The sequence below is a fragment of the Microcystis sp. M079S1 genome (assembly GCF_020246425.1).
GTDB classification, from domain to species: domain Bacteria; phylum Cyanobacteriota; class Cyanobacteriia; order Cyanobacteriales; family Microcystaceae; genus Microcystis; species Microcystis aeruginosa.
In genome coordinates this window covers 16,108-38,342 of sequence record NZ_JADBSZ010000217.1, presented here as the reverse complement: position 1 = coordinate 38,342, position 22,235 = coordinate 16,108, and the positions used below count along the sequence as shown (strand labels likewise).

16 protein-coding genes and 3 pseudogenes are annotated in these 22,235 nt (G+C 46.0%); 10 read left to right on the top strand and 9 right to left on the bottom strand.

Annotated features, from left to right (window positions below):
* Positions 1-154: 154 nt before the first annotated feature.
* Both IM456_RS14525 and IM456_RS14520 read right to left on the bottom strand, forming a co-directional pair.
* Positions 155-1,169, bottom strand: a pseudogene (locus IM456_RS14525) (RNA-guided endonuclease InsQ/TnpB family protein); the annotation flags it as partial.
* A 317-nt stretch (positions 1,170-1,486) separates the two neighbouring features.
* Positions 1,487-3,649, bottom strand: a complete 2,163-nt coding sequence (locus tag IM456_RS14520; RefSeq protein ID WP_253881208.1) for a S8 family serine peptidase — start codon at positions 3,647-3,649, stop codon at positions 1,487-1,489.
* Between the two features lie 1,022 nt (positions 3,650-4,671).
* On the opposite strand from IM456_RS14520, the gene IM456_RS14515 reads away from it, so the two are divergent.
* Complete coding sequence (locus tag IM456_RS14515) at positions 4,672-5,460, top strand: response regulator transcription factor (protein ID WP_149986798.1); 789 nt, start codon at positions 4,672-4,674, stop codon at positions 5,458-5,460.
* An 85-nt stretch (positions 5,461-5,545) separates the two neighbouring features.
* Here IM456_RS14515 and ftsH read toward each other — a convergent pair whose 3' ends face one another.
* Positions 5,546-7,441 carry an ATP-dependent zinc metalloprotease FtsH gene (gene ftsH / locus IM456_RS14510; RefSeq protein WP_149986799.1) on the bottom strand — a complete coding sequence of 632 codons (1,896 nt, stop codon included), beginning with the start codon at positions 7,439-7,441 and terminating at the stop codon, positions 5,546-5,548.
* Positions 7,442-7,655: 214 nt separating this feature from the next.
* Between ftsH and rimP the strand changes: the two genes are divergently transcribed.
* The 5 genes from rimP to IM456_RS14485 all read left to right on the top strand — a co-directional run bounded on the left by rimP (position 7,656) and on the right by IM456_RS14485 (position 13,757).
* Positions 7,656-8,126 carry a ribosome maturation factor RimP gene (gene rimP / locus IM456_RS14505; protein ID WP_149986800.1) on the top strand — a complete coding sequence of 157 codons (471 nt, stop codon included), beginning with the start codon at positions 7,656-7,658 and terminating at the stop codon, positions 8,124-8,126.
* 255 nt (positions 8,127-8,381) lie between these two features.
* Positions 8,382-9,578, top strand: coding sequence for a transcription termination factor NusA (nusA, locus tag IM456_RS14500; RefSeq protein WP_149986801.1), 1,197 nt, complete (start codon positions 8,382-8,384; stop codon positions 9,576-9,578).
* The gene (locus IM456_RS14495; RefSeq protein WP_149986802.1) at positions 9,575-9,856 is read left to right on the top strand and encodes a YlxR family protein; all 282 of its coding nucleotides are present in this window, start codon (positions 9,575-9,577) and stop codon (positions 9,854-9,856) included. The genes nusA and IM456_RS14495 overlap by 4 nt, the downstream gene beginning before the upstream one ends.
* Positions 9,857-9,967: 111 nt before the next feature.
* On the top strand, positions 9,968-13,000 hold the full coding sequence (gene infB / locus IM456_RS14490; RefSeq protein ID WP_287694560.1) for a translation initiation factor IF-2: 3,033 nt from the start codon (positions 9,968-9,970) through the stop codon (positions 12,998-13,000).
* A gap of 187 nt (positions 13,001-13,187) precedes the next feature.
* Positions 13,188-13,757, top strand: coding sequence for a low-complexity tail membrane protein (locus tag IM456_RS14485; protein ID WP_287694563.1), 570 nt, complete (start codon positions 13,188-13,190; stop codon positions 13,755-13,757).
* Positions 13,758-13,783: 26 nt separating this feature from the next.
* Here IM456_RS14485 and IM456_RS14480 read toward each other — a convergent pair whose 3' ends face one another.
* The gene (locus tag IM456_RS14480; RefSeq protein WP_149987136.1) at positions 13,784-14,512 is read right to left on the bottom strand and encodes a carbonic anhydrase; all 729 of its coding nucleotides are present in this window, start codon (positions 14,510-14,512) and stop codon (positions 13,784-13,786) included.
* A gap of 37 nt (positions 14,513-14,549) precedes the next feature.
* A pseudogene (locus IM456_RS14475) lies at positions 14,550-14,693 on the bottom strand (hypothetical protein); the annotation flags it as partial.
* 118 nt (positions 14,694-14,811) lie between these two features.
* Here IM456_RS14475 and IM456_RS14470 point away from each other — a divergent pair.
* Both IM456_RS14470 and IM456_RS14465 read left to right on the top strand, forming a co-directional pair.
* Positions 14,812-14,974, top strand: a pseudogene (locus IM456_RS14470) (ISNCY family transposase); the annotation flags it as partial.
* Positions 14,975-15,027: 53 nt separating this feature from the next.
* Complete coding sequence (locus IM456_RS14465) at positions 15,028-15,981, top strand: ABC transporter ATP-binding protein (RefSeq protein WP_149987137.1); 954 nt, start codon at positions 15,028-15,030, stop codon at positions 15,979-15,981.
* Between the two features lie 21 nt (positions 15,982-16,002).
* Here IM456_RS14465 and IM456_RS14460 read toward each other — a convergent pair whose 3' ends face one another.
* The gene (locus IM456_RS14460; RefSeq protein ID WP_287694566.1) at positions 16,003-16,755 is read right to left on the bottom strand and encodes a tetratricopeptide repeat protein; all 753 of its coding nucleotides are present in this window, start codon (positions 16,753-16,755) and stop codon (positions 16,003-16,005) included.
* A 44-nt stretch (positions 16,756-16,799) separates the two neighbouring features.
* On the opposite strand from IM456_RS14460, the gene nblB reads away from it, so the two are divergent.
* Together nblB and IM456_RS14450 are read left to right on the top strand one after the other, a co-directional pair.
* Positions 16,800-17,465, top strand: coding sequence for a phycobilisome degradation protein NblB (gene nblB, locus IM456_RS14455; RefSeq protein ID WP_149987139.1), 666 nt, complete (start codon positions 16,800-16,802; stop codon positions 17,463-17,465).
* Between the two features lie 73 nt (positions 17,466-17,538).
* Complete coding sequence (locus IM456_RS14450; RefSeq protein ID WP_287694568.1) at positions 17,539-18,630, top strand: tetratricopeptide repeat protein; 1,092 nt, start codon at positions 17,539-17,541, stop codon at positions 18,628-18,630.
* 150 nt (positions 18,631-18,780) lie between these two features.
* On the opposite strand, the gene IM456_RS14445 is transcribed toward IM456_RS14450, so the two are convergent.
* From IM456_RS14445 to IM456_RS14435, 3 genes are all read right to left on the bottom strand, one after another.
* The gene (locus tag IM456_RS14445; protein WP_287694571.1) at positions 18,781-19,809 is read right to left on the bottom strand and encodes a hypothetical protein; all 1,029 of its coding nucleotides are present in this window, start codon (positions 19,807-19,809) and stop codon (positions 18,781-18,783) included.
* A gap of 340 nt (positions 19,810-20,149) precedes the next feature.
* Complete coding sequence (locus IM456_RS14440) at positions 20,150-20,623, bottom strand: DUF29 domain-containing protein (protein ID WP_149987142.1); 474 nt, start codon at positions 20,621-20,623, stop codon at positions 20,150-20,152.
* A 100-nt stretch (positions 20,624-20,723) separates the two neighbouring features.
* Positions 20,724-21,710: an RNA polymerase sigma factor, RpoD/SigA family gene (locus IM456_RS14435; RefSeq protein ID WP_002760224.1), complete on the bottom strand. Its 987-nt coding sequence runs from the start codon at positions 21,708-21,710 to the stop codon at positions 20,724-20,726.
* Positions 21,711-22,235: the final 525 nt, after the last annotated feature.

Below are 22,235 nucleotides of genomic sequence, written 5' to 3'. Positions count from 1 at the left end.
TGTTGCCCTCTTTTTTTGTACCAGTTTATGTAATACAAGAAAGATAATGCCAGGTTTTTGAAGGTCTTAATCCTATTTTCGCAGCATGAACATCGGATTTTAACAGGTCAAAAGCCTTATTTTAAAAGGGTTTTACCATTATTCAGCCAGCCCTATTTAACGCCTTTTTCCCGCCGATATTCCCACAACAGGAACATCGCTGAGACGTTGGCTCCCATCGAGAAATTATCCGAAAATTACGCCCATATTTATCGGACTTTGCTGATAGCATATCTCGAAAAGAACGCCAGCCTAAGTCTGATATGGCACGGGATAACTTCCGATTTTTAACCATTCCCGATGTGTTTAAATCCTCTAAAACTATCGTTTGATTTTCACGAATAATCCTAGTGGATAGTTTATGCAAGAAATCAGTCCGAGTGTCCTTAATCTTTGCGTGGATTTTAGCCACTCGTTTTCTGGCTTTTTCCCGTCGGTTACTTCCTTTCTGTTTTCTAGAAAGGTTTTTCTGTGCCTTTCTTAGTCGTTTCAATCGTTTCTTTAACGGTTTTGGTGCGTTGATCTTTTCCCCTGTGTCTAATGTGGCAAAAGTAGCAATCCCTAAATCGATCCCTACAGATTGCTCGTTATTTGGCAAAGTTTCGGGTTTAATCTCAACAACAAAACTGAGAAAATAGCGATCTGCTGCATCTTTAATCACGGTGACGCTAGAAGGTTTAGATGGTAATGGACGGCTCCAAATGACTTTTAAATCACCGATTTTGGCTAAAGTAACGTGGTGTTGATTGACGGTAAAACCATTATCTGTAAATCTTGCCGATTGTTTAGATTTGCGGTTTTTAAACTTGGGAGGTTTTACTTTCTTCCCTTTTCTCTCTCCCTTACAAGATGCAAAAAAGTTAGAGTAGGCAGTCTCTAAGTCTCTTAAAGACTGTTGCAAAGGAACAGAAGAAACCTCAGTTAAACATTTTTTTCTTCTGTTTTTTAAATCTGAGTCAGCCTTTTAGACAACTCAGTATATTTAGGCTTTTTCTCTCCTTGTCGATAGAGTTCTTGGCAGTAAGCTAAGGTATCGTTCCAGACGACACGCACGCACCCGAACAACAGACCAACAAAAGCCTCTTTTGTTGGTCTGTTGGGTAAAGGCGGTATTGATACCTTGCTTTCATTGTTGGGTTAAAATGTGTGTGTCTGTACTCTATTTTAACTAGGTCTATCAATAATGTCAAGTCGGTTAGTAATCAGTAATCAGTAATCAGTAAAAAGACAGTAGGAAACTTCTATTTAATACTGCACACTTAAAAACTCACATCTGATAACTGATAACTTACCCACTGATAACTGATAACTGATAACTGATACCTGAGAGGTGCGCCACTGGAAGTTCTCAGATGCTCTATTAAAGAGCAAGAAAAGCCGTCGTAAAACGAGGGGGTTTTAACCAAAATTTTCGATAAGAAATCTGAGGCTGAAAAACAGCCAAGTTTTAGGCGACATTACCTGCTGTGGCAGTAATAATTTGACGTACTTGAGCATCGGTCAGATTAGGATTGGCATTCAACATTAAGGCCACCACTCCAGCCACATGAGGTGTTGCCATGGAGGTTCCATTGAAGAAACCATAGCCACCATCAGGGAGAGTAGAATACACTTGCACGCCTGGAGCGGTGACATACCTCATCGAAGAATTGGAGCCAGCACGATTGGAGAAGGAAGCCATCTGGTTAGAACTATCAACGGCACCTACGGCAAGACCCCAAGAGGTGGCATTGAAAGCGGGATAACCGGGTTGAGCTGCCCCCTCATTACCGGCGGCCATAACCACGATAACACCGCTACTGCTGGCATACTGGAGGGCCGATTGAACTACACTGTCAGTGCTACCACCGCCCAAACTCATATTAATCACATCAGCACCGTTGTCCACGGCGTAGCGAATTCCTTGGGCAACGCCACTATAGCTCCCACTACCAGAATCGCTCAAAACTTTCACCGGCATAATTCTGGAATTGTAGGCCACACCAGTGGCTCCGAAACCATTATTACCGGCAGCAATGGTTCCCGCCACATGAGTACCATGGCCGTTACCATCTAAAGTGTTATTATTGCCATTGGCAAAGTTCCAGCCATAAACGTCATCAACGTAACCGTTGCCATCGTTATCAAGACCATCATTGGCAATTTCGCCCGCGTTCGTCCAAATATTGCCCGCTAAGTCGGCATGATTGCGGTCAACTCCTGTATCTAGTACAGCAACGACGATTCCTTGTCCTGTATAACCCCTTGCCCAAGCTTCGGGAGCATTAACTAAGTTAACCCCCCAGTCATTAGCACCACCAAAAGTGGGAACATCGGCAAAAGGACTTTCATTCAAGGCTCCGGCGACGGCTGCCGCGGCATTAACTAAACCGTATCCTGAAATGGCACTATATCCGGGTACAACTGTGGCTGTGGTTGCCGACAGGGTTAAGTTATAGTTAGTGCTGCCACTGTAGGGATAAACCAGGATATAGTAAGTACCCGCATTGAGTTGACGAGTAATACTCTCACTGCTGTTACTGCCATTAGTGGAGCTAGTAATCACACTGCCATTACTATCTAATAAGGACACATCGGCATCGTCACTTAATCCCGTTAAATTCAGGCTAAAGTCGCTACTGTTTCCTAAACTAAAACGATAGTAATCATTGCTGTCTGTAGAACCAACAAAATCGCTGTAGGTGCTGGTAGTTGCTCCAATGGTGATATCACGCGCCGTTGCTAAGGTATTACCGGCGTTATCAGGAATCCCGACAGTGGCAGCTAAACTTAAGTTATAGTCAGTGCTGCCACTGAAGGGATAAACCAGGATATAGTAAGTACCCGCATTGAGTTGACGAGTAATACTCTCACTGCTGTTACTGCCATTAGTGGAGCTAGTAATCACACTGCCATTACTATCTAATAAGGACACATCGGCATCGGCACTTAATCCCGTTAAATTCAGGCTAAAGTCGCTACTGTTTCCTAAACTAAAACGATAGTAATCATTGCTGTCTGTAGAACCAACAAAATCGCTGTAGGTGCTGGTAGTTGCTCCAATGGTGATAACACGCGCCGTTGCTAAGGTATTACCGGCGTTATCAGGAATCGCTACAGGAGCGGCAGCTAAACTTAAGTTATAGTTAGTGCTGCCACTGTAGGGATAAACTCGGACATAGTAAGTACCCGCATTGAGTTGACGAGTAATACTCTCACTGCTGTTACTGCCATTAGTGGATCTAGTAATCACACCGCCACTACTATTTAACAAGGACACATCGGCATCGGCACTTAATCCCGTTAAATTGAGGCTAAAGTTGCTACTGGTTCCTAAACTAAAACGATAGTAATCATTGGTGTCTGTAGAACCAACGAAATCGCTGTAGGTGCTGGTAGTTGCTCCAATGGTGATAGCACGGGCCGTTGCTAAGGTATTACCGGCGTTATCTAAGGTAGTAAGATCAAGATCAATGCTCACTACTTCTTCTTTGAAAAGAGATGTGGCTCGATTAGTGGCTCTGGTGGGAAAAATTGATGACTTATTCCCCGCTAGGAATTTCTGAAAATCTGAGGAATCTAGACTATCTATACAGTTATAGAGGTCTTTGGCGGCAAAGTTATCTATCATGGTGTTCTGGTGCTTTTTTAGTGGTTAAATGGCTGAGAGAACAATCAATAAGATATTATAAGACAGACAATATGGCTCTTCTGGTTTCTGTGTGGAAACGAGGTCTATACTGATAGAATATCCGCAAAATAGTCCGAAAACCCACCTTCCGCACTTCTTAACATTCAATTGATAAATTTTACTAATACATTGCTTACAACCCTTTGCCAGTAAAGATTGTAGCTACAATGATCGATTTTCATCAAGGTGAAGAATTGTAATTTGTTTTCTCAGAAAAAATCAATTATTGAAAATGTTCTCAATAGTAGTTTCTACAATGAAGCTTTTTCGTCAAAACATCTTGGGGAATGTAAAAATATATAAAGGTATATGAAGATGTGCGGAATGTCGGCTAAAAGTCTTGCCCAGTAAGCATTTCACGATTCCATAAGCAAAAATTATCACACAAAGTCGAGAAGACCCACAATATTTGTCAGCTTTTGGGTAAGTCCCCAAAAGAGTAGGCCAATTAAAATGGCTCTCTTGGACATTGGCTGAAAAATGTTCACTATGTTACATTATGGGCGCAACGCTTGCGCCCCTACCGCCGCGCGTGGTGTGATTGGTAGGGGCGTATAGCGTACGCCCTTTCTTCGATAAGATTTGCTGATCACCATAACTCCAAGAGAGCCATTCAAATCTGAATTGGCGCATTACTGTCCGAGTTTATCCAAAAAATCGGGTCTAAAACCTCGCCTTTTAAGGCGAAAAGTTTTTGGAGCGGGGCATAAATCCCCGTTACAAAAACGGCCTCCTGCCCCCTGCCTTCGTTAAGAATTATGAATTATGAAGTGGGGAGACCACTTCGTGCGCGTTGCGGGGGGAGATGGGGAGACCACTTCGTGGGTGTTGCGGGGGGTGATGGGGTGATGGGGAGAAAAAAGCTGACAGCTAACGAATGTTACGATTGTTACAACATCTTGACATTAATTCTGATACCCTGACAATGTGTCAATCTGTGCAGTAATGGGGCAGAAACTCAAGTGGTATCGATCCATATTTCTATTGTTGAGGGCAACCCGCACTTGCGATCGCTATTAGCTTGGCATCTGCAACAGGCCGGTTATTTGGTTAATCAATCGGCAACCCTGCAAAGTGCGCGTCAAGCTTTCCTTCATCGTCAACCAACCTTAGCAATTATCGATTCCGACTTGCCAGATGGGGATGGAATCGAACTCTGCCGTTGGCTTTATCAACAAAAACAGTCTTTAATACTGATTCTCTCGGCCCGTAATGGCGAAAAAGACGTGGTCAATGGTTTAAAAGCAGGGGCCGACGACTACCTGAGAAAGCCCTTTGGAATGCAAGAATTTATGGCTAGGGTAGAAGTGTTAACTCGTCGTTTAGGCAGTAGGGCTGCTCCCCTACACTTGGATTATGGGCAATTAAAAATAGATTTAGCCCAACGACGGGTACAATTTCGCGGGGAATATATCGAATTAACCCCCCAAGAATTTAGTTTACTCTACGTTTTAGCCCAAGCGGAGGGAACACCCCTATCAAGGGCCGATTTACTGCGTCGCGCTTGGCCCGAGGAAATTGATAATCCCCGGACAATCGATACTCATGTTCTCTCTCTGCGGAAAAAAATCGAAACCGATCCCAGGCAACCTAATTTAATTCAAACCGTCCGCAACGTCGGCTATCGTTTCAATTTAGAAATGTTGGCCGAGATGACTTCAGCTTTAGAAGCTAATATTATTGCCCCCACCAAAGGCAATCATAACGGCCATTCCATTAGTAAAATTCCTGCTCACAATGTTAGTCGTTAATTCTGGCCTTGTCCGACTGATTAGCAGATTTTCTGCTGAAATCGTCTCCTAACCACTTAATCGAAGCGAGGAGACGAAGGGCAAATTAAACCGTAGTCACCATTGACCGAGCCGCTTGTTGCTGAAATTCCGTCAATAAACGCCGGAATTCGTCGCCGTCAATGGTTTCCTGTTCAATCAGTATATCCACCAAGCGATCAATCGCCACACGATTGTCAAGGATAAGTTTTGTTGCTAAATCGTGGCATTGCTTGACAAGTTCCCGTACTTGTGCATCAATTTTCGCCATCATCGCGAAAGAATGGTCGGGATGATAACCAGCACCAGCACCACCGAGATAGGAATTGCCCTCCTCCTCTAGAGCAATCAATCCCAATTCCGACATTCCCAGACGCGTTACCATCTGTCGGGCCAGATAGGTAATTTTTTCAATATCATTACCGGCCCCGGTGGTCACTTCATCCTCACCGAAGACACATTCCTCCGCCACTCGTCCCCCTAATAATCCCGCAATTCGGGCTAATAACTGGGAACGACTGGTTAAACCCTGTTCTTCATCGGGAGTGAACCAAGTTAACCCCTGCGCTTGACCCCGGGGAATCAGGGTGACTTTTTCCACTTGATCGTGGCCGGGACAGAGACTAGCGACAATCGCATGGCCGACTTCGTGATAGGCGATCAAACGCTTGGCTTTACTATCGACTAAAGCGCGCCCTTCCATACCGGCCACAATCCGATCAATCGCATCGTTGACTTCCGCCATGGTAATCGCCTCTTTCCGTCTTCTAGCGGTAAAAATCGCCGCTTCGTTGAGCATATTAGCCAAATCTGCCCCAGTAAAACCGGGGGTGCGACGGGCGATCGCCTCCAGAGTAACATCGGCAGCCACCTTTTTATCGCGAGAATGGACCTCTAAAATGCCCAAACGTCCCTTAAAATCTGGATAATCCACCACTACCTGTCGATCAAAACGACCCGGACGCAAAAGGGCCGAATCCAAAACATCGGGGCGGTTGGTGGCGGCAATGACGATAATGCCCGTATTTCCTTCAAAACCATCCATTTCCGTCAATAATTGGTTCAGGGTTTGTTCCCGTTCATCATTACCTCCCCCATAACCGATCCCTCTTTGACGACCAACGGCATCAATTTCATCGATAAAAACCAAACAAGGGGCATTTTCCTGGGCTTTTCGGAACAGATCTCGCACTCGCGACGCACCAACCCCGACGAACATCTCCACGAATTCCGACCCGGAGATGCTGAAAAAAGGCACTCCCGCCTCTCCTGCGATCGCTTTAGCCAGTAAAGTTTTCCCCGTCCCCGGAGGCCCGATTAGCAGGACTCCTTTGGGGATTTTTGCGCCAATAGCCGTAAATTTTTCCGGTTGTTTGAGGAATGTCACCACTTCCTGTAAATCTTCCTTGGCCTCATCCACACCCGCCACATCATTGAATTCTATGCCAGTTTTCGCCTCCATCTGAAACCGCGCCCTTGATTTACCGAAGTTCATCGCTTGACCGGAAGCATTGGCAGAACGACGGATAATAAACACCAATAATCCCAAGACGAGAATAATCACTAACAGGTTAGTGAGAACATTGATCAAGGCCGAATTGTCAGTGCTGGGGAGAATGCCGTACTCAATTTTTTCAGCATCGAGTTTCTTGATTAATTCGGGATTTTGGTCAAATAAATTGACTTCTTTCGGGGGGTCCTTGTCCGTTTGACCGACGAGGGTAACTGCTGCCTGCTGCGAAGAAGGATTGATTTCCACCTTTTTTACCTTGCCTTGGTCGATCTTCTCTAACAATTCACCGTAGGTGAGGGTATTTGGGTTTTTTTGACTCCAAGCAGGAGTGACATGGCCAAAGGTTTGCAGAATCATCCAAGTGGTGACAATCCCTTTCCATACTGGCCGACGACCACGATTCTTAGCTGACTTGGCTCTAACTACGGTGAGTGGAGATTTTTGATCCATAATTGACTCTATATCTAGTTACCCTGTATTCATTGTGACAGATCGACTCGATCGTGACCACTGTTCTGTTTTCCCCCAAGCACGACCCTCAGGGCAAATAGTGATGACGGTTTTTTGCTATATTGTATTCAGCTAGGTGGTCTAACAACTGCCTATCCCAATCACTAACAGTTTAGGGAAGTGGGTTTCGCCCGCTTTTTTTGTTGTCCAAATTATGACCCATCCGCTCATTGCCGACCTGCTGCACCTAGCCACCCCTATCGCTGAAAACTTGGGGCTAGAAGTGGTCGATATCGTTTTCCAAACCAATAAAAGGCCTCCCGTCCTGCGCGTCGATATTCGCAATCTTGCGGGAGATACCGGTTTAGAGGACTGTGAGCAGATGAGTCGGTCCTTAGAAACCGCCCTCGACAGTCAAGAAATCTTACCAGAGGCCTACGTTTTAGAAATATCTAGCCCCGGCATTTCTCGACAACTGAGCAGTGAGCGCGAATTTCAGTCTTTTAAAGGCTTTCCCGTCATCGTTACCGGCCAGGATAGCCAGGGAAAACCGCAAGAATGGCGCGGAAAACTGCAAGGTAGAGATGAGCAATCTATTTATCTTAACCAAAAAGGTCGATCCCTGAGCATCGATCGCACTAACGTCATCAGCGTTCGTTTAGATGAGCAGCGCAATAATCAGTGATCAGTAAACAGTAATCAGTAATCAGTAAGCAGTAATCAGTAATCAGTAAACAGTAAACAGTAATCAGTAAACAGTAATCAGTAATCAGTAATCAGTAATCAGGGATAAAGATGAAGATAAATAAATAACTAACTAATTAACTTAAAACTTACATCTGATAACTTACATCTGATAACTGATAACTGATAACTGATAACTGATACAAGGCTAATGGCTAAAAAACTAATCACTCAAAAGTAAGGAGAAAAAATAATTATGGCTACTGTTAATTTGCCTGGTTTAAAAATAATGCTCGAAGAAATTAGCCAACGACATAATCTGCCCAAAAATGCCGTACAGGAAGCCTTGCGTGAAGCACTTATCAAGGGTTACGAACGTTATCGACGCGCCCAAAGTTTAGAAAAAGCTGCTCAATTCCATGAAGATTATTTCAATAACTTTGATGTGGAATTAGACGTAGAAGAAGAAGGCTTTCGCATCCTTTCGACTAAAACTATTGTCGAAGAAGTGACCAATCCCGACCATCACATCGGTCTCAAAGAAGTGCAAGAAGTGGCCGATGAGGCCCAATTAGGGGATGAAGTAGTTCTTGATGTCACCCCCGACCAAAAAGAATTTGGTCGCATGGCGGCGATTCAAACTAAACAGGTTTTACTACAAAAACTGCGGGATAACCAACGCAAAATGATTCAAGAGGAGTTCCAAGATCTGGAAGGAACGGTTTTACAGGCCCGGGTCGTCCGTTTTGAAAGACAGGCCGCTATTGTCATGGTACAAAGCACCTACGGTCAACCGGAAGTGGAAGCAGAACTACCCAAACGGGAACAACTGCCCAACGATAACTATCGCGCTAACGCCACCTTTAAAGTTCTGCTCAAAAAAGTCTTGGAAGGTTCTCACCGCGGACCGCAATTAATCGTTTCCAGAGCGGCGGCGGGTTTGGTAGTATATCTGTTCGCCAACGAAGTTCCCGAAATCGAGGAGGAAATCGTTCGTATTGTTGCTGTCGCCCGGGAAGCCAATCCCCCCTCCCGTCACGTTGGTTCGCGGACAAAAATCGCCGTCGATACCTTAGAGAGAGACGTGGATCCGGTTGGGGCTTGTATTGGGGCTAGAGGTTCGCGGATTCAAGCCGTGGTTAACGAATTGCGGGGCGAAAAAATCGACGTGATTCGTTGGTCTCCAGATCCCGCCACCTACATCGCCAATGCCCTTAGTCCCGCCCGTATCGACCAAGTTTTGTTCACTAATGCTGAAGAAAGACAGGCACTGGTACTGGTGGCACAGGATCAATTAAGTTTAGCGATTGGCAAAGAAGGGCAGAACGTGCGTCTAGCCGCCCGTCTGACGGGCTGGAAAATCGATATTAAGGATATAGCGCTCTATAAAGGCGAACAAGAGGTGAAAAATGAGGAAAAAGACCCAGAATCGCAGGATTTAGACCGAGAATGAACCCCTTCGTCAATTATCGACGCTGTATTAGCTGCCGTATCTTCGCCCCGAAAGAATCCTTTTGGCGAATTGTCCGACTACACCCGTCCGGACAGATACAATTAGATCAAGGCATGGGAAGAGCCGCCTATATCTGTCCGCAGCCCAACTGCCTGCAACTAGCCCGGCAAAAAAATCGTCTCGGACGCGCCCTAAAAGCCAATATTCCCGAAACGCTCTATGAATCCTTGCAAGAGCGACTCGGTACTGCCAGGCAAGGTCGTCCAAATCAGGATTAAAATTGACGATCATAGCCACAAAATCGTTAGCATGGCAATGGGGCAGTCCTGACAGGATCAAAAAATCAGCCAACTTATAGGATCACTAACAATTTAGCCGGGGGATAATGGATGAGTAACGCGAAAGTCAGAATTTACGATTTATCAAAAGAATTGAATCTAGACAACAAAGACATTTTGGACATCTGTGACCAGTTGAACATCGAGTACAAGAGCCACAGTAGCACGATCAGCGAAGAGGATGCCCAACGCATCAAGGCAATCGCTGCGAAGGGAGTTGCCTCGAGTACCAGTAAAAATAGCACGGGTCAGCGAGAATCGGCTAGTCCTGCCGAAGAAAAAAAACAAAAGATTTTAGCCCTGCATAAACACAACCGCCCCGAAACCGGCGAAGAGGGGCCAAGCTATCCCGGTCCGGCCGGTTCCTCGGCCAAACCGACTTTAATCAGTCCCCCGCGTCCCCCGGTTAAACCCCTCGTCGCTCCCCCAGGGAGCGACGAGGCGGCCGAAAAAACTCCCCCCACTGCAGCAGAGATGCTATCTCAGGCCACCAGTGTTAAAGAAACCCCGACCGAAACCCAGCTAGTGCCAGAAGCAGCCCCGACCTTAATCGCCCCACCTAATCGACCTTCCCTCACCCCGAAACCACGCCCTGAAACTGCCTCGGGCCGGCCAGAACCCCGATCTAAAAATGCCTCCGGCAGTAACGACAAGCCCCGGGGAGAAAAACGCGAGCGCGGCGAGAGCGAAAACGCGCCTAGTCCTGAGCGCAGAGCAGGCTTGGCTAAACCAGAAAAACCGACCCTCAACCGCAAACCCGACGGAAAAAGCCCTAAACCGGCGGAACCAGCTAGAGAAGTGCGGGAGACGGTGGAATTGAAGCGCCCAGTTCGCCCCGGTTTACCCGCTAAAATCTCGGCTACCGGCGGGGAAGAAACCGATACTACCAAGAAATCTGGTGTTGATGGCACAGAAATCGATACAGATACCGGATTGCTCGGAGCAGACGGGCCCAAAAAACTCAAACGACCGACCATGCCCCCTCGCATGGCCAAAAAATCTAGCTGGGAAGAAGAAGAAGAGGAAGAAAAAAAAGCGGCCAAAACCGCCAAAACTGCCGGCAAAAACAAACGCCGCACCCAAGCGCTCTTTGAAGATGACGATGATCTAGAATCGGAACTGTCCGGGTTAATTAATACCCCCAGTTTTACCCTCTCCACCGCTCGTCCCCCCAAACCGCCCACCGCTAAGGCTGCCACCCCCGGCACTCCAACAGCAGTCAAAGTTAAGCGGCCCAGTAAACCAACCGCCCACACTGGCGGACCGAAAAGCGAGCGCCAAGAACCCCAAGAGGAAAAACGCCCGGAAAGCATCGTCGTCACCGGCAGTCTCACCGTGCGCGACCTCTCGGAATTGATGAAAGTCCCCGAAACCGAGATCATCAGAACCCTATTTTTTAAAGGGATGGCGGTTAATATCACCCAAACTCTCGACGTGGACACGATCGAAATGATCGCCAGGGACTTCGAGATCGCCGTGGAAACCCCCAGCACCCAGTCGGCGGCGATCAAAACCACGGAGATGATCGATGTCTCCGACTGGCAAAGTCTCCAGCGTCGTCCCCCCGTCGTCACCATTATGGGTCACGTTGACCACGGTAAAACCACCCTCCTCGACTCGATCCGCAAAACCAAAGTCGCCCAAGGGGAAGCAGGCGGCATCACCCAGCACATCGGTGCTTACCACGTCGATGTGGAACATAACGGCAAACCGGAACAGATTGTCTTTTTGGATACCCCCGGCCACGAAGCTTTTACCGCTATGCGCGCCCGCGGGGCGAGAGTCACCGATATAGCCGTGCTGGTGGTAGCCGCCGATGACGGCGTACAACCCCAAACGAAAGAGGCAATCAGTCACGCCAGGGCCGCCGAAGTCCCCATCGTTGTGGCGATTAACAAAGTCGATAAACCTTCAGCTAACCCCGACCGGATTAAACAGGAATTGACCGAACAGGGACTGGTGGCCGAAGATTGGGGCGGTGAGACGATCATGGTTCCCGTTAGCGCCCTGCGGGGTGAAAATCTCGATAATCTGCTGGAAATGATCCTCTTGGTGGCAGAAGTAGAGGAATTGGTCGCTAACCCCGATCGCTTGGCGAAGGGAACCGTCATCGAAGCTAACCTCGATCGCACCAAAGGCCCCGTGGCTACCCTGCTCGTCCAGAATGGCACTCTCCGCGTCGGTGATAGCATCGTCGCCGGTTCCGTTTTCGGCAAAATTCGGGCCATGATCGATGATCGCGGTCAAAAAGTCGAAGCGGCCACCCCCTCCTTCGCCGTGGAAATCCTCGGTCTTAGTGATGTGCCGGCCGCTGGCGATGAATTCGATGTCTATGAAAGTGAAAAAGAGGCCCGGGCGATTGCCGATCAACGGGCGATCGAACGACGCAACACCCGTTTACAACAGGCCCTCTCCTCCCGCCGCGTTAGCCTTAGCACCCTCTCTATCCAAGCTCAAGAAGGACAACTCAAGGAACTTAATCTCATCCTCAAGGCAGATGTGCAAGGTTCCGTCGAGGCCATCCTCGGTGCGCTCAAACAGTTACCCCAAAACGAAGTGCAGATTCGCGTTCTCCTCGCCTCTCCGGGGGAAATCACCGAAACCGATGTGGATCTGGCCGCCGCTAGTGGTGCGGTGGTGGTGGGCTTTAATACCACCCTGGCCAGTGGTGCGCGCGCATCCGCCGATCGGGAAGGGGTCGATATCCGCGATTACAATATCATCTACAAGCTTCTCGATGATATTCAAGGGGCGATGGAAGGTCTTCTCGACCCCGAAGAAGTGGAAGAACACCTCGGTTTTGCCGAAGTGCGCGCCGTCTTCACCGTCGGTCGTGGGGCCGTGGCGGGCTGTTATGTCCAATCTGGTAAACTGGTGCGGAATCGCTTCCTGCGCGTGCGTCGCGGCAAGGAAATTGTCTATCAGGGAGTTCTCGATTCCCTCAAACGGATGAAGGAAGATGCCCGGGAAGTAGCTACCGGTTTCGAGTGCGGTGTCGGTGTTTCTAAATTCAATGACTGGAAAGAAGGCGACATTATCGAAGCCTACGAAATGGTCATGAAACGTCGCACTTTATCCAGTTAATTAGACTTGAACCGTCGGGAGTCGGGAGTCAGTTATCAGTTATCAGTTATCAGTTATCAGTTATCAGTTATCAGTTATCAGTTATCAGTCATAATTCATAATTCATAATTCATAATTCATAATTCCCCCACTCCCCCACTCCCCCACTCCCCTGCTCCCCCACTCCCCCATCTCCCCACTTCCCTCTATGAAATCAGAACCTTTTTTGTGGATTCATCTGGCAGGGTTAGCGGCTTTGCCAATCTTTTTACAAATCGCTTGGATTGGTTTAGCTGTGGGCGATCCCTTGCCTTTTCTTTGGCTAGAATGGCTATTTCTGGGAGCGATCGCTATCATACCCGTCTTTTGGATGCAGTGGACAAAACCTTTTGATATTTTTAGTCTTTTGTTGGTTGCTCTAAAACCGAGTCAACTCACCCCCGAACAGTTAAAAATTCTCTCTCTTTTTAAACGTCCTCGCCATCGTCTTCTTACTCTTTTGGGAGTCGTCCTCTTAATTCTCATCACTTGGTCAATCTACAATTTTGCCCCTCTAGCGGCTGCCGTGGCCGCCTATCTCCCCCAATGGCGGCTTTTAGGTTTAGTAATCGCTGCGATCGCTCTCCTCTTAAGTCACCTATTTCTACAGGTTCCTCTGAGTGTTCTGGGGGTTTTAGCCACTAAGGAAAGTGACTGGACAGCCACCGAAGCTTTAGTTATTGAGCGCATTCCTGAGTTATTTACCATTGTTGGTCTAAAAGTTCATAAAATTATCTAAATTAGCCAAAATGCCGACAATTTCGGCTAGGAATGCAGGATCGAGCGCCCGTTTAAGGGTTGAATATTCCTCGCATTACTCGGAAAAATCTCAGCCAATTGTTGCAGTTGTTGGGGAGAAATTTTGATCGCATTTTGCCAGACTAACCAGAGAACATCCTCGCTACAGGGGGGAGTGGACAAAGACCCCCGATATTCATAAAAATCGCTATTTTCTGGCAGTAAAAGCCCGGCATTGACCCAAGTATCGGGGATAATCATTTCAGGAGAAGGTTCTTGGGGCAAATAAGCCCAAATGGTTTGTAAATAGGGATTATTTGCGCCAATTTCGGCTAAGATACCCACAACTGCTAAATTTCCTCTCCCATTCCCATGCACTAAATGAATTTCTAGAGGGAAAGACTGACCTTTAATCTGATGTTCGCTGGGGTGATGAAAATGAAACTGCAATAAATCCCAGTTTTCGCCGTGAAAACTCATGTTTCCACCTTTTTCGGTCTGAACCAAGATTGTACGACCGTTATGGCGAATTTTTAGGGGTACAGGACGATAATTAAAGGTGGGTTGGTATAGCTCTTTTTCAGTCACTATACTCAGATCGATCGGTGTTTGTTGCTTTCCCCTGGTGCAGAGGCGATAATTCCTTGATAATTCGCCCCAATGGTCAATATTTTGATAATTCCAAGCAAATTCTGGATTAATAGCCCCAAAAAGAGCGTGAGAGCCAATAAATTGCAGTAATTCTCGTCTATACATCGTATTAAATCCAGAAATCATCGGATAATTAGCAATTTTATCGGGGATTTATGTCCAATTCCCGCAATTTAGCCGCTAATTTTGCGGCTTTCTGCCTTTCCTGTTGGACTTGATTTCCTGCCTTGCCTGCCGCTTCTGCGGGAGTGGGAACCAATTCACCTTCGGGGGTAAAATAGCGCAAGGTAAGGATTTGGTGGTAGTGGCGTAGCCCTCTTGCTTATCTGGTATGAACTGTGTAAAATATTCATTAACAAAAAAAAAATTGGAACCCAATCAGTCTTTAAACATCTAGCTTGATGATCAGTTTTCTGATCAATATCTTTTTGTGGTTCGTGTTAGACTTACTCAAATATCAGTCTAACACAGAACAAAATCACCTCTTCGCCTGTATTGCCTTGTCCTAGTTGTGGTTCTCACCATACCATCAAGAATGGTTCTATTGATAACGGGAAACCCAAACGTTAATGTTAAGAATGTGGTGGCCAGTTTGTCAGCAATCCCACTACTAAAACCTTATGAACACACCAGAATTAGCCATTGCTACCGTTGGTTTAACCAAACAATTTGACCGCCATGGGGCTGTTAATCAAGTGGATTTACAGATTGAAGCGGGGGAAGTTTACGGGTTAATCGGTCCAAATGGAGCGGGAAAAACCACTTTAATTAGAATGTTAGCGGCAGCGGAAGAACCGACAACCGGAGAAATATATCTGCACGGAGAACGTCTTTTAAGAGATGAGAGTAATCCCCGTCTCAAAAGAAATTTAGGTTATCTACCCGATAATTTTCCCCTCTACGATGACCTAAATGTCTGGAATTATCTGGATTATTTTGCCCGTCTTTATCATATCCCTCGCTCCCAACGTCATCGCCGCATTTATGAGGTTCTAGAACTGGTACAATTAACCGGTAAAAGCCATAATTTGATCGCTACTTTGTCCCGGGGGATGAAACAACGTTTAAGTTTAGCCCGAACGATTATTCATGAACCTTTAATTTTACTTCTCGATGAACCGGTTTCTGGATTAGACCCGATCGCTCGTTTACAATTTCGTGAGATTATTAAAGCCTTACAATCGGCAGGTATGACTATTTTAATTTCCTCCCATGTCCTTAGTGATTTAGCGGAACTTTGTAGTTCTGTGGGCATCATGGAATTAGGTTATCTAGTGGAAAGCACCTCTTTACAAGAATTAAATCAACGTCTAGCTGGTCAATACTTGCAGATTACGACTCTAGGCAATTTAGAAGCCTTAGAAACTGCTCTTAAACAATGTGTTTTTGTGGAAAGTTGGCAAAGAATTATTCATACTAATACTCTCCGGGTTAAATTTACGGGAACCCTAGAAGATAGTGCCGAATTGTTGAAATCTTTAGTCGTTTCTGGCCTGACCTTAAGCGAGTTTTATACTTGCTGCGAAGATTTAGAAACTATTTTCCTAAAACTGGGACATCGACAGGCATCTTAAGGGGAAATAATAATTTTCAATCTAACTGGATAGTAACTTTTCGACTAATTTAATTTGCTCCTGACTAAAACCAGCTTCCTTCAGATGTGCCAGAAACCATTTTTGTCGATAACGACCGTCTAAATCCCTAGCCTTTTTGTAGGTATCCCGCGCTTTTTTAATATCACCTTGATCTAAATAGACCATTGCCAAAGCCACAAGAGGATGGGGATTATTCGGCTCTAATTTAACTGCTTTTTCAGCGTTAGTAATAGCTGAATTAAAATCTTTTAAGCGATGATAGGCGAGGGACAAATTATAGTAGGCAATTTCATTATCGGGTTTTAAATTAGCGGCTTTAGTATGCGTAACTACGGCCTTTTCAAGATGACCACCGACAAGATAAACAATACCCAAAGCATTATAAGTAGCCACATGATCGGGAGCAATTTTAATCGTTTCTTCGAGGGTTGTTTGTGCCGCTAAAGGTTGTTTAGCTAGGTGTTGTGTCCAGCCTAAAATTACTCTCCCGTCTAGATGATTGGGGTTTAACTGTACCGATTTTTTTAAAGCTTCAATACTTTTGATAAAATCTCCCTGTTGACGATACTGTAATCCCAATTGACGATAACGATTAGCAGCTTTAATGTCTGATGCGGAAATAATCGGACTGGGAGAAGGAGGAACAAGCATCTCGGCCGTAGGTTCTTTTTCAAGGGGAGCGGGAGGACTACAGCCCCAAAAAACCGGGGAACTAAACATGATCAAAATAGTCAGGAGTCGATAACTATTCATGGGACAATTAATACCAGTCCAATTGTTAAGGGTGTCATCAAATTATGAATTATTCCCCTGAATCCGTGCAACGGCTGCTCGATTCCGATGATTATGGCGATCGCTTATCGGGAGTTAATCAACTGCGTTATTTAGCCCCAGAAATCGCCTTCGAGATGTTACAGCCTTTAATTAAGGATAGTAACGCTAGGGTGCGTTATTCGGCGGTAAGTCAGTTAGATATCCTCGGTCGTCAGAATCTTGATCTGGCCTTAACTATTCTACGCGATCGCTTGTTGCATGATCCGGAAGCAGACGTAAAAGCGGCCGCGGCCGATGCGATCGGGGGGTTAAAATTAACGGCAGCCTACGATGATCTGGTGGCCGTCTATCAACAATCCTGCGACTGGTTAATTCAATTTAGCATTGTGGCAGCTTTGGGCGAATTGGGGGAACCCAGGGGCTTTGAACTGCTCGAAATCGCCCTTAACTCCGATAATGAATTGGTAAAAACGGCCGCCGTTAGTGCTTTCGGGGAACTAGGCGACCCTCGCGCCGTCTCTTTACTCGTTCCCTTGGCTAATGATGATGACTGGCAACTGCGCTATCGTCTCGCTCAAGCTTTAGGCCGCTTAGGGGGGGAAGATGCGATCGCTGTTTTGACCCAGTTAACCGGCGACAAAAGCGCCCAAGTCGCCCAAGAGGCCCGCAATAATCTCGTCCGAGGGTGATGCAGAATAGTTGATTTTTGTCAATACCATTTACAATAAACTTTAATTAAGAATCGTTAACAAAGGTAAAGCGATGAAACAATTTACCCGTTTAATCTTGCTCGTCGGTCTTCTCGCGGGGGGCTGTTTCTCTCCCTCAATTGCGATCGCTGATAATCCAGCGGGGGCAATCGTGAGCAAGGATTCACAGGTTAACGAACTACTGCGTCAAGCGCGGCAATTGGTCAAAAATGGCAATTATGGGGAAGCTATAGCCGTTTACGAGCGGGCTGCCGCCCTTGATGGCAATAATGCCAAAATTTTCTCTGGGATCGGCTTTTTACAAACGCGGCAAGGGGATTATAACGCCGCCGCCCAAGCGTACCAAAAAGCTTTAAGTCTCGATCCGAGTAATCCCGACTTTTTCCATGCTCTCGGTTATAGTTTGGCTAATATCGGTGATTATGACAATGCAGCCACCGCTTACTACTACGCTATCCAAATAGAACCGAAAAACGTCCAACACTACCTCGGTTTAGGGGTGGTGTTATTACGGCAAAAAAACTATGCAAAAGCGGGCGAAGTTTACCAATGGGTTTTAGCTCTCGACCCCAATAATCAGCAAGCCCACGAAATCATGGGTAAAGCCTTGATCGAACAGAATAAAAGCAGCGAAGCCCTCGATTTTCTCCAAAAATCCCTGCAAAGATTCCCCAACAATAGTGAATTAAGATTGCAACTAGCCAGCCTTTTGCTCAAACAGGGCGATTTAAATGGCGGAACCCAGATTTTAAAAGAAATAGAGCGACAAAGTGCAGGAAATTTTTTAATTCAGCTAAAAATAGGGATTTTACTCGAAAAACAAGAGCGTTTTGACGAGGCTCTCCCCTTTTATCGTCGGGCTGTTTTCCTGCAACCCCAATCTTTGGAAGCACAAGCGGGAATCGGTCGCATCCATCTGGCCAGAAAAGATTATCTTGCAGCAATTATCGCCTATCAAGATTTGGCCGAAATCGCCCCCAATAACGCCGATGTCTATCTTAATCTCGGTCGGGCCTACGCGGGCCGGGGACGAAAAACAGAGGCAGCGGAAGCTTTTAAGCAAGCGCGAGCGGTTTATGTGCTGAAAAATAATCAATCCGGCCTGGAGGAAGTGGATGCCCTGCTGAAGAAGTTGGTTGAGTAAAACCAGATCGGTGATCAGCTTCTCGTTGAGGGTGCGGAATGTGGGTTACAAGATTTATCAAGAGTTTCCCCCCTCGCAACTCAAGAAAAAATCATCATTTTTTCTTGAGTTGACACCGATTTGCCCCCCGTGCCAGCCCCAAATATTCTTCTAAGAATTGCTATTTTTGCGACGATACCAACGCCGGATTGAACTTCCGCCAATTCCCCCCCCTAATACCAAAAGTGATAAAAGATTACTGGATTCTGGTATCGTTGTTGTTGACACGACACCTGTAACTGTAATCGTTCCAGGGGGGCTGCCACTAGGGAAGTTAGGATGAAAAGGATCACCACTACGAGCAGTAGATCCGCCACAAGGCACATCGCCTCCGGTTCCATTATCCGGACCGGTGGCAAAATTACCGACTTGTCCATTAGGCTCGTTAGGATTGCCTCCTCCATTAGAACTACCTGTACAAGTAGTGGGTAAATTGCCGGTTGCGATGGTTTTTAGATCGTACTCGAACAGTTTTGTTTCCCCCGGCGCAAAAGTACCTAGAGAAATAGTCTGGGTGAAAGGACCAAAAAAGTAGGAGTAGGAAGTAGCAGTATTATAAACAGTACCTCCTAAAGAGTTAACTGGATCGTCGGTAAAAGAAAAGGTATTAGTCCCACCGTTGTATTGAAGATTGGCACTACTATTCCAGATGGATGTCCCATTGAGTCGAATGTCAATTTCATAGAGAGCAGATAACGCCTGTCCGGCTGTGGGTGTATAGCTGGGAGAAATATCAGCGCTCAGTTCTCCCGGAATGATAGTAAAGGTAAAACTGGCCGGGGAAGAGAAAGGATTAGGATTGACAAAGGTATCTTTATAAGTGAACAATCCATTAATGTCATAGTTGCCATTACCGGAAACCCGCGACCCAAAATTGCCAGTGACATCACCGTAGGTGTGATAGAAGACATTGTTACCAGAGGTATCATTGTCCCCAGCCAGTACATCTACAGAACCGCTGGTTGCGGGTCCGCTAATATGGGGAGAGGTCGCACCGGGAATTCCTGCAAGCTTCCAATCAACTTCTGCTTTAATTGTTGCCGCTTGAACAGGAACAGTTGCCAACATTAAGGAAGTTGCGATCCCTGATATTAACCACTTTTTATGTGAACCAAGGCTCTCAGTAAATTGTGAACGCATTTTTGCCTCCTAAGATATTTTTCTATTTGGCTGCCAAAGATCCTATAAGTGCTACGCCCAAGGCAAAAGGCAGTCTGCTAATATGTTTGCTGGCTGAATAATGCTAATTGCGCGTGGCAATCATAGTCCCCAATCCTAGAGGATTATCTAGTTTTCGTCAACTGTTTTTAGTTAAGATTTGTTACAAGGTTAAATTACGGACTTTCTCAGATAGATGATACTAAATCCGTTGAATATAGGCTACTTATCAGGACAGGCACTCATGCAATAGGCAAGAGGCAAAAGGGGGAATAAATAATCAGTCTTTAATAACCAGATTTAGTATTAGATAGTCAATAGTTTATTCCCAATCGATCGGCAGCCATTGATCATCTAAAACCTGTTCGAGATTAAAAATTATCTGACTCGGTAAACCGCCGGGGGATAAACCCATTTTTTTCCGGACGGCCTCTAAAGCTGTATGGTAGGATGGCTCAAAAATCTCCCGAAGATAGGGCTTTAAACTAGGGCTATCCTCCAGTAAATCTTGAATTTCTGCCCGAAAATTATTGATTTCTCCATTGCAATGATTGCCATGACGGTCTCTTTCCGATTGCCAGTATGTTAATTTGAGTAAATGTTCTAGGAGACGAGTTAAAAGACTTTTGAGCGCGTGTCTTTCACTTCTCCCCATCGATTCAATCTCCTCAATTAAATTGTCTAAATCCACCTCGGCAAACTGGCCTTTTTTTAATTGTTCTGCCGTGGTTTTTAGCCAGAGATAAAAATCTTCTTCGTATAGTGTTGGGGTCGCTGTTTCTGTCGCTCTAGTCATGACGGAACTGCCACAGGTGAAAACTAATCGGGATTCTATATTAATTAAACCCAAAAAAAAGAGAGCGCAAGCTCTCCTTCTTGGTTATTTGCTAATTTTACTAACTAGCGACAATATACTCCTTGACGTTGGCCCGGCGACGGCGTAAATGGGCCAGGGCCTGGTGTTCTAATTGTCGCACTCGTTCCCGACTGATGTTCATTCTCTGACCGATTTTGGCTAGGGATAACTCTTTGCCATCGGTTAAACCGAAACGGAGAGTAATCACTTCCCGTTGTTGGGGAGTTAATTCGGCCAGGAGATTGGCTAAGTCTTGCCGTAATAATTCTTGGGTGATGAAGGTATCGGGAGAAACTCCGCTATCTTCTAATAATTCCGACAATTCCGTATCTTGGTTGTCGCCGACGCGCACATCAAGGGAGATGGGTTGACGAGCCATACTGAGATATTCGCGGATTTGAGCGGGTTCTAGCTCTAATTCCAGGGCAATCTCGGCAGGAGTGGCACTTCTCCCCAGTTTTTGGGCGAGTTCGCGCTGGGTTCTTTTGATTTTATTCAGTTTTTCGGTGATATGGATGGGTAAACGAATGGTGCGGGCCTGTTGAGCGATCGCACGGGTAATCGCTTGTCGAATCCACCAGTAGGCATAGGTAGAAAATTTATAACCTTTGGTGGGATCAAATTTCTCTACACCCCTTTCTAATCCCAGACTACCCTCTTGAATTAGATCTAGGAATTCCATGTTCCGCTTTTGATATTTTTTGGCGATCGCAACCACCAAGCGGAGGTTAGCTTCAATCATTTTCCGTTTAGCTCGATCGCCGGTCTTCAAGGCTCGATCCAGTTCATTTTCGCTTAAATTCACCGAATCCGCCCACTCCAAGCGCTGTGGTTCCCGTCCTAATTGCTTCGATAGTGCTTCTTTCGCTTCTAACAGGCTCATCATCCGTTGGACTTGTTTGCCGTAAATAATTTCTTGTTCGTGAGTTAGGAGAGGAACTCGCCCAATTTCGTGCAGATAGGTACGCACCATATCGGCATTGAGGGTGGGCTGTGATTGAGTTTGGTTGGTTTTTGCGGTGGGCATTGGTTTGGTGGTGACTCCTTGACACAGAAAAAGTCTGTTACTATTCCGACTCGCGGGTGAGTCTGGCTTATCTGAAGTCGGTATGAGTTTGATCGGAATTTCTTTGATTGTATCCTGCGCTTTTAGACGCAGACAATCCCCTAAAGGTTCAAAGTTAATTCATTCTTTGGTATGATGTTAAGTTTATCCTCTTTTCCCAATATCTAGAACAAAAGTATTATAGTCTAGAACTATCAACTACAATCGCTTGTTTTTGGGTCGCTTTTTCCTGAATCCTCGGCAGTGCCGCTGATACTGTTAGGTAAGATTACAGGACAAAAAGGTGATTTTCCCGATTGGACGTCAACAATCTGGCTGACTTCCGACCCTTTCGCCCTCAGCTTTGAGAGCAAAGCAGAACCAAGCTGAAAACTGACAGACGAGAACCGACTTCTATATATATAATGACCGATCAACACCAGCAAAAGGAAATGTAATTATTGCGGATTCCCGAACTATTTTCTGTAGTATTTGCTACAAAATGCC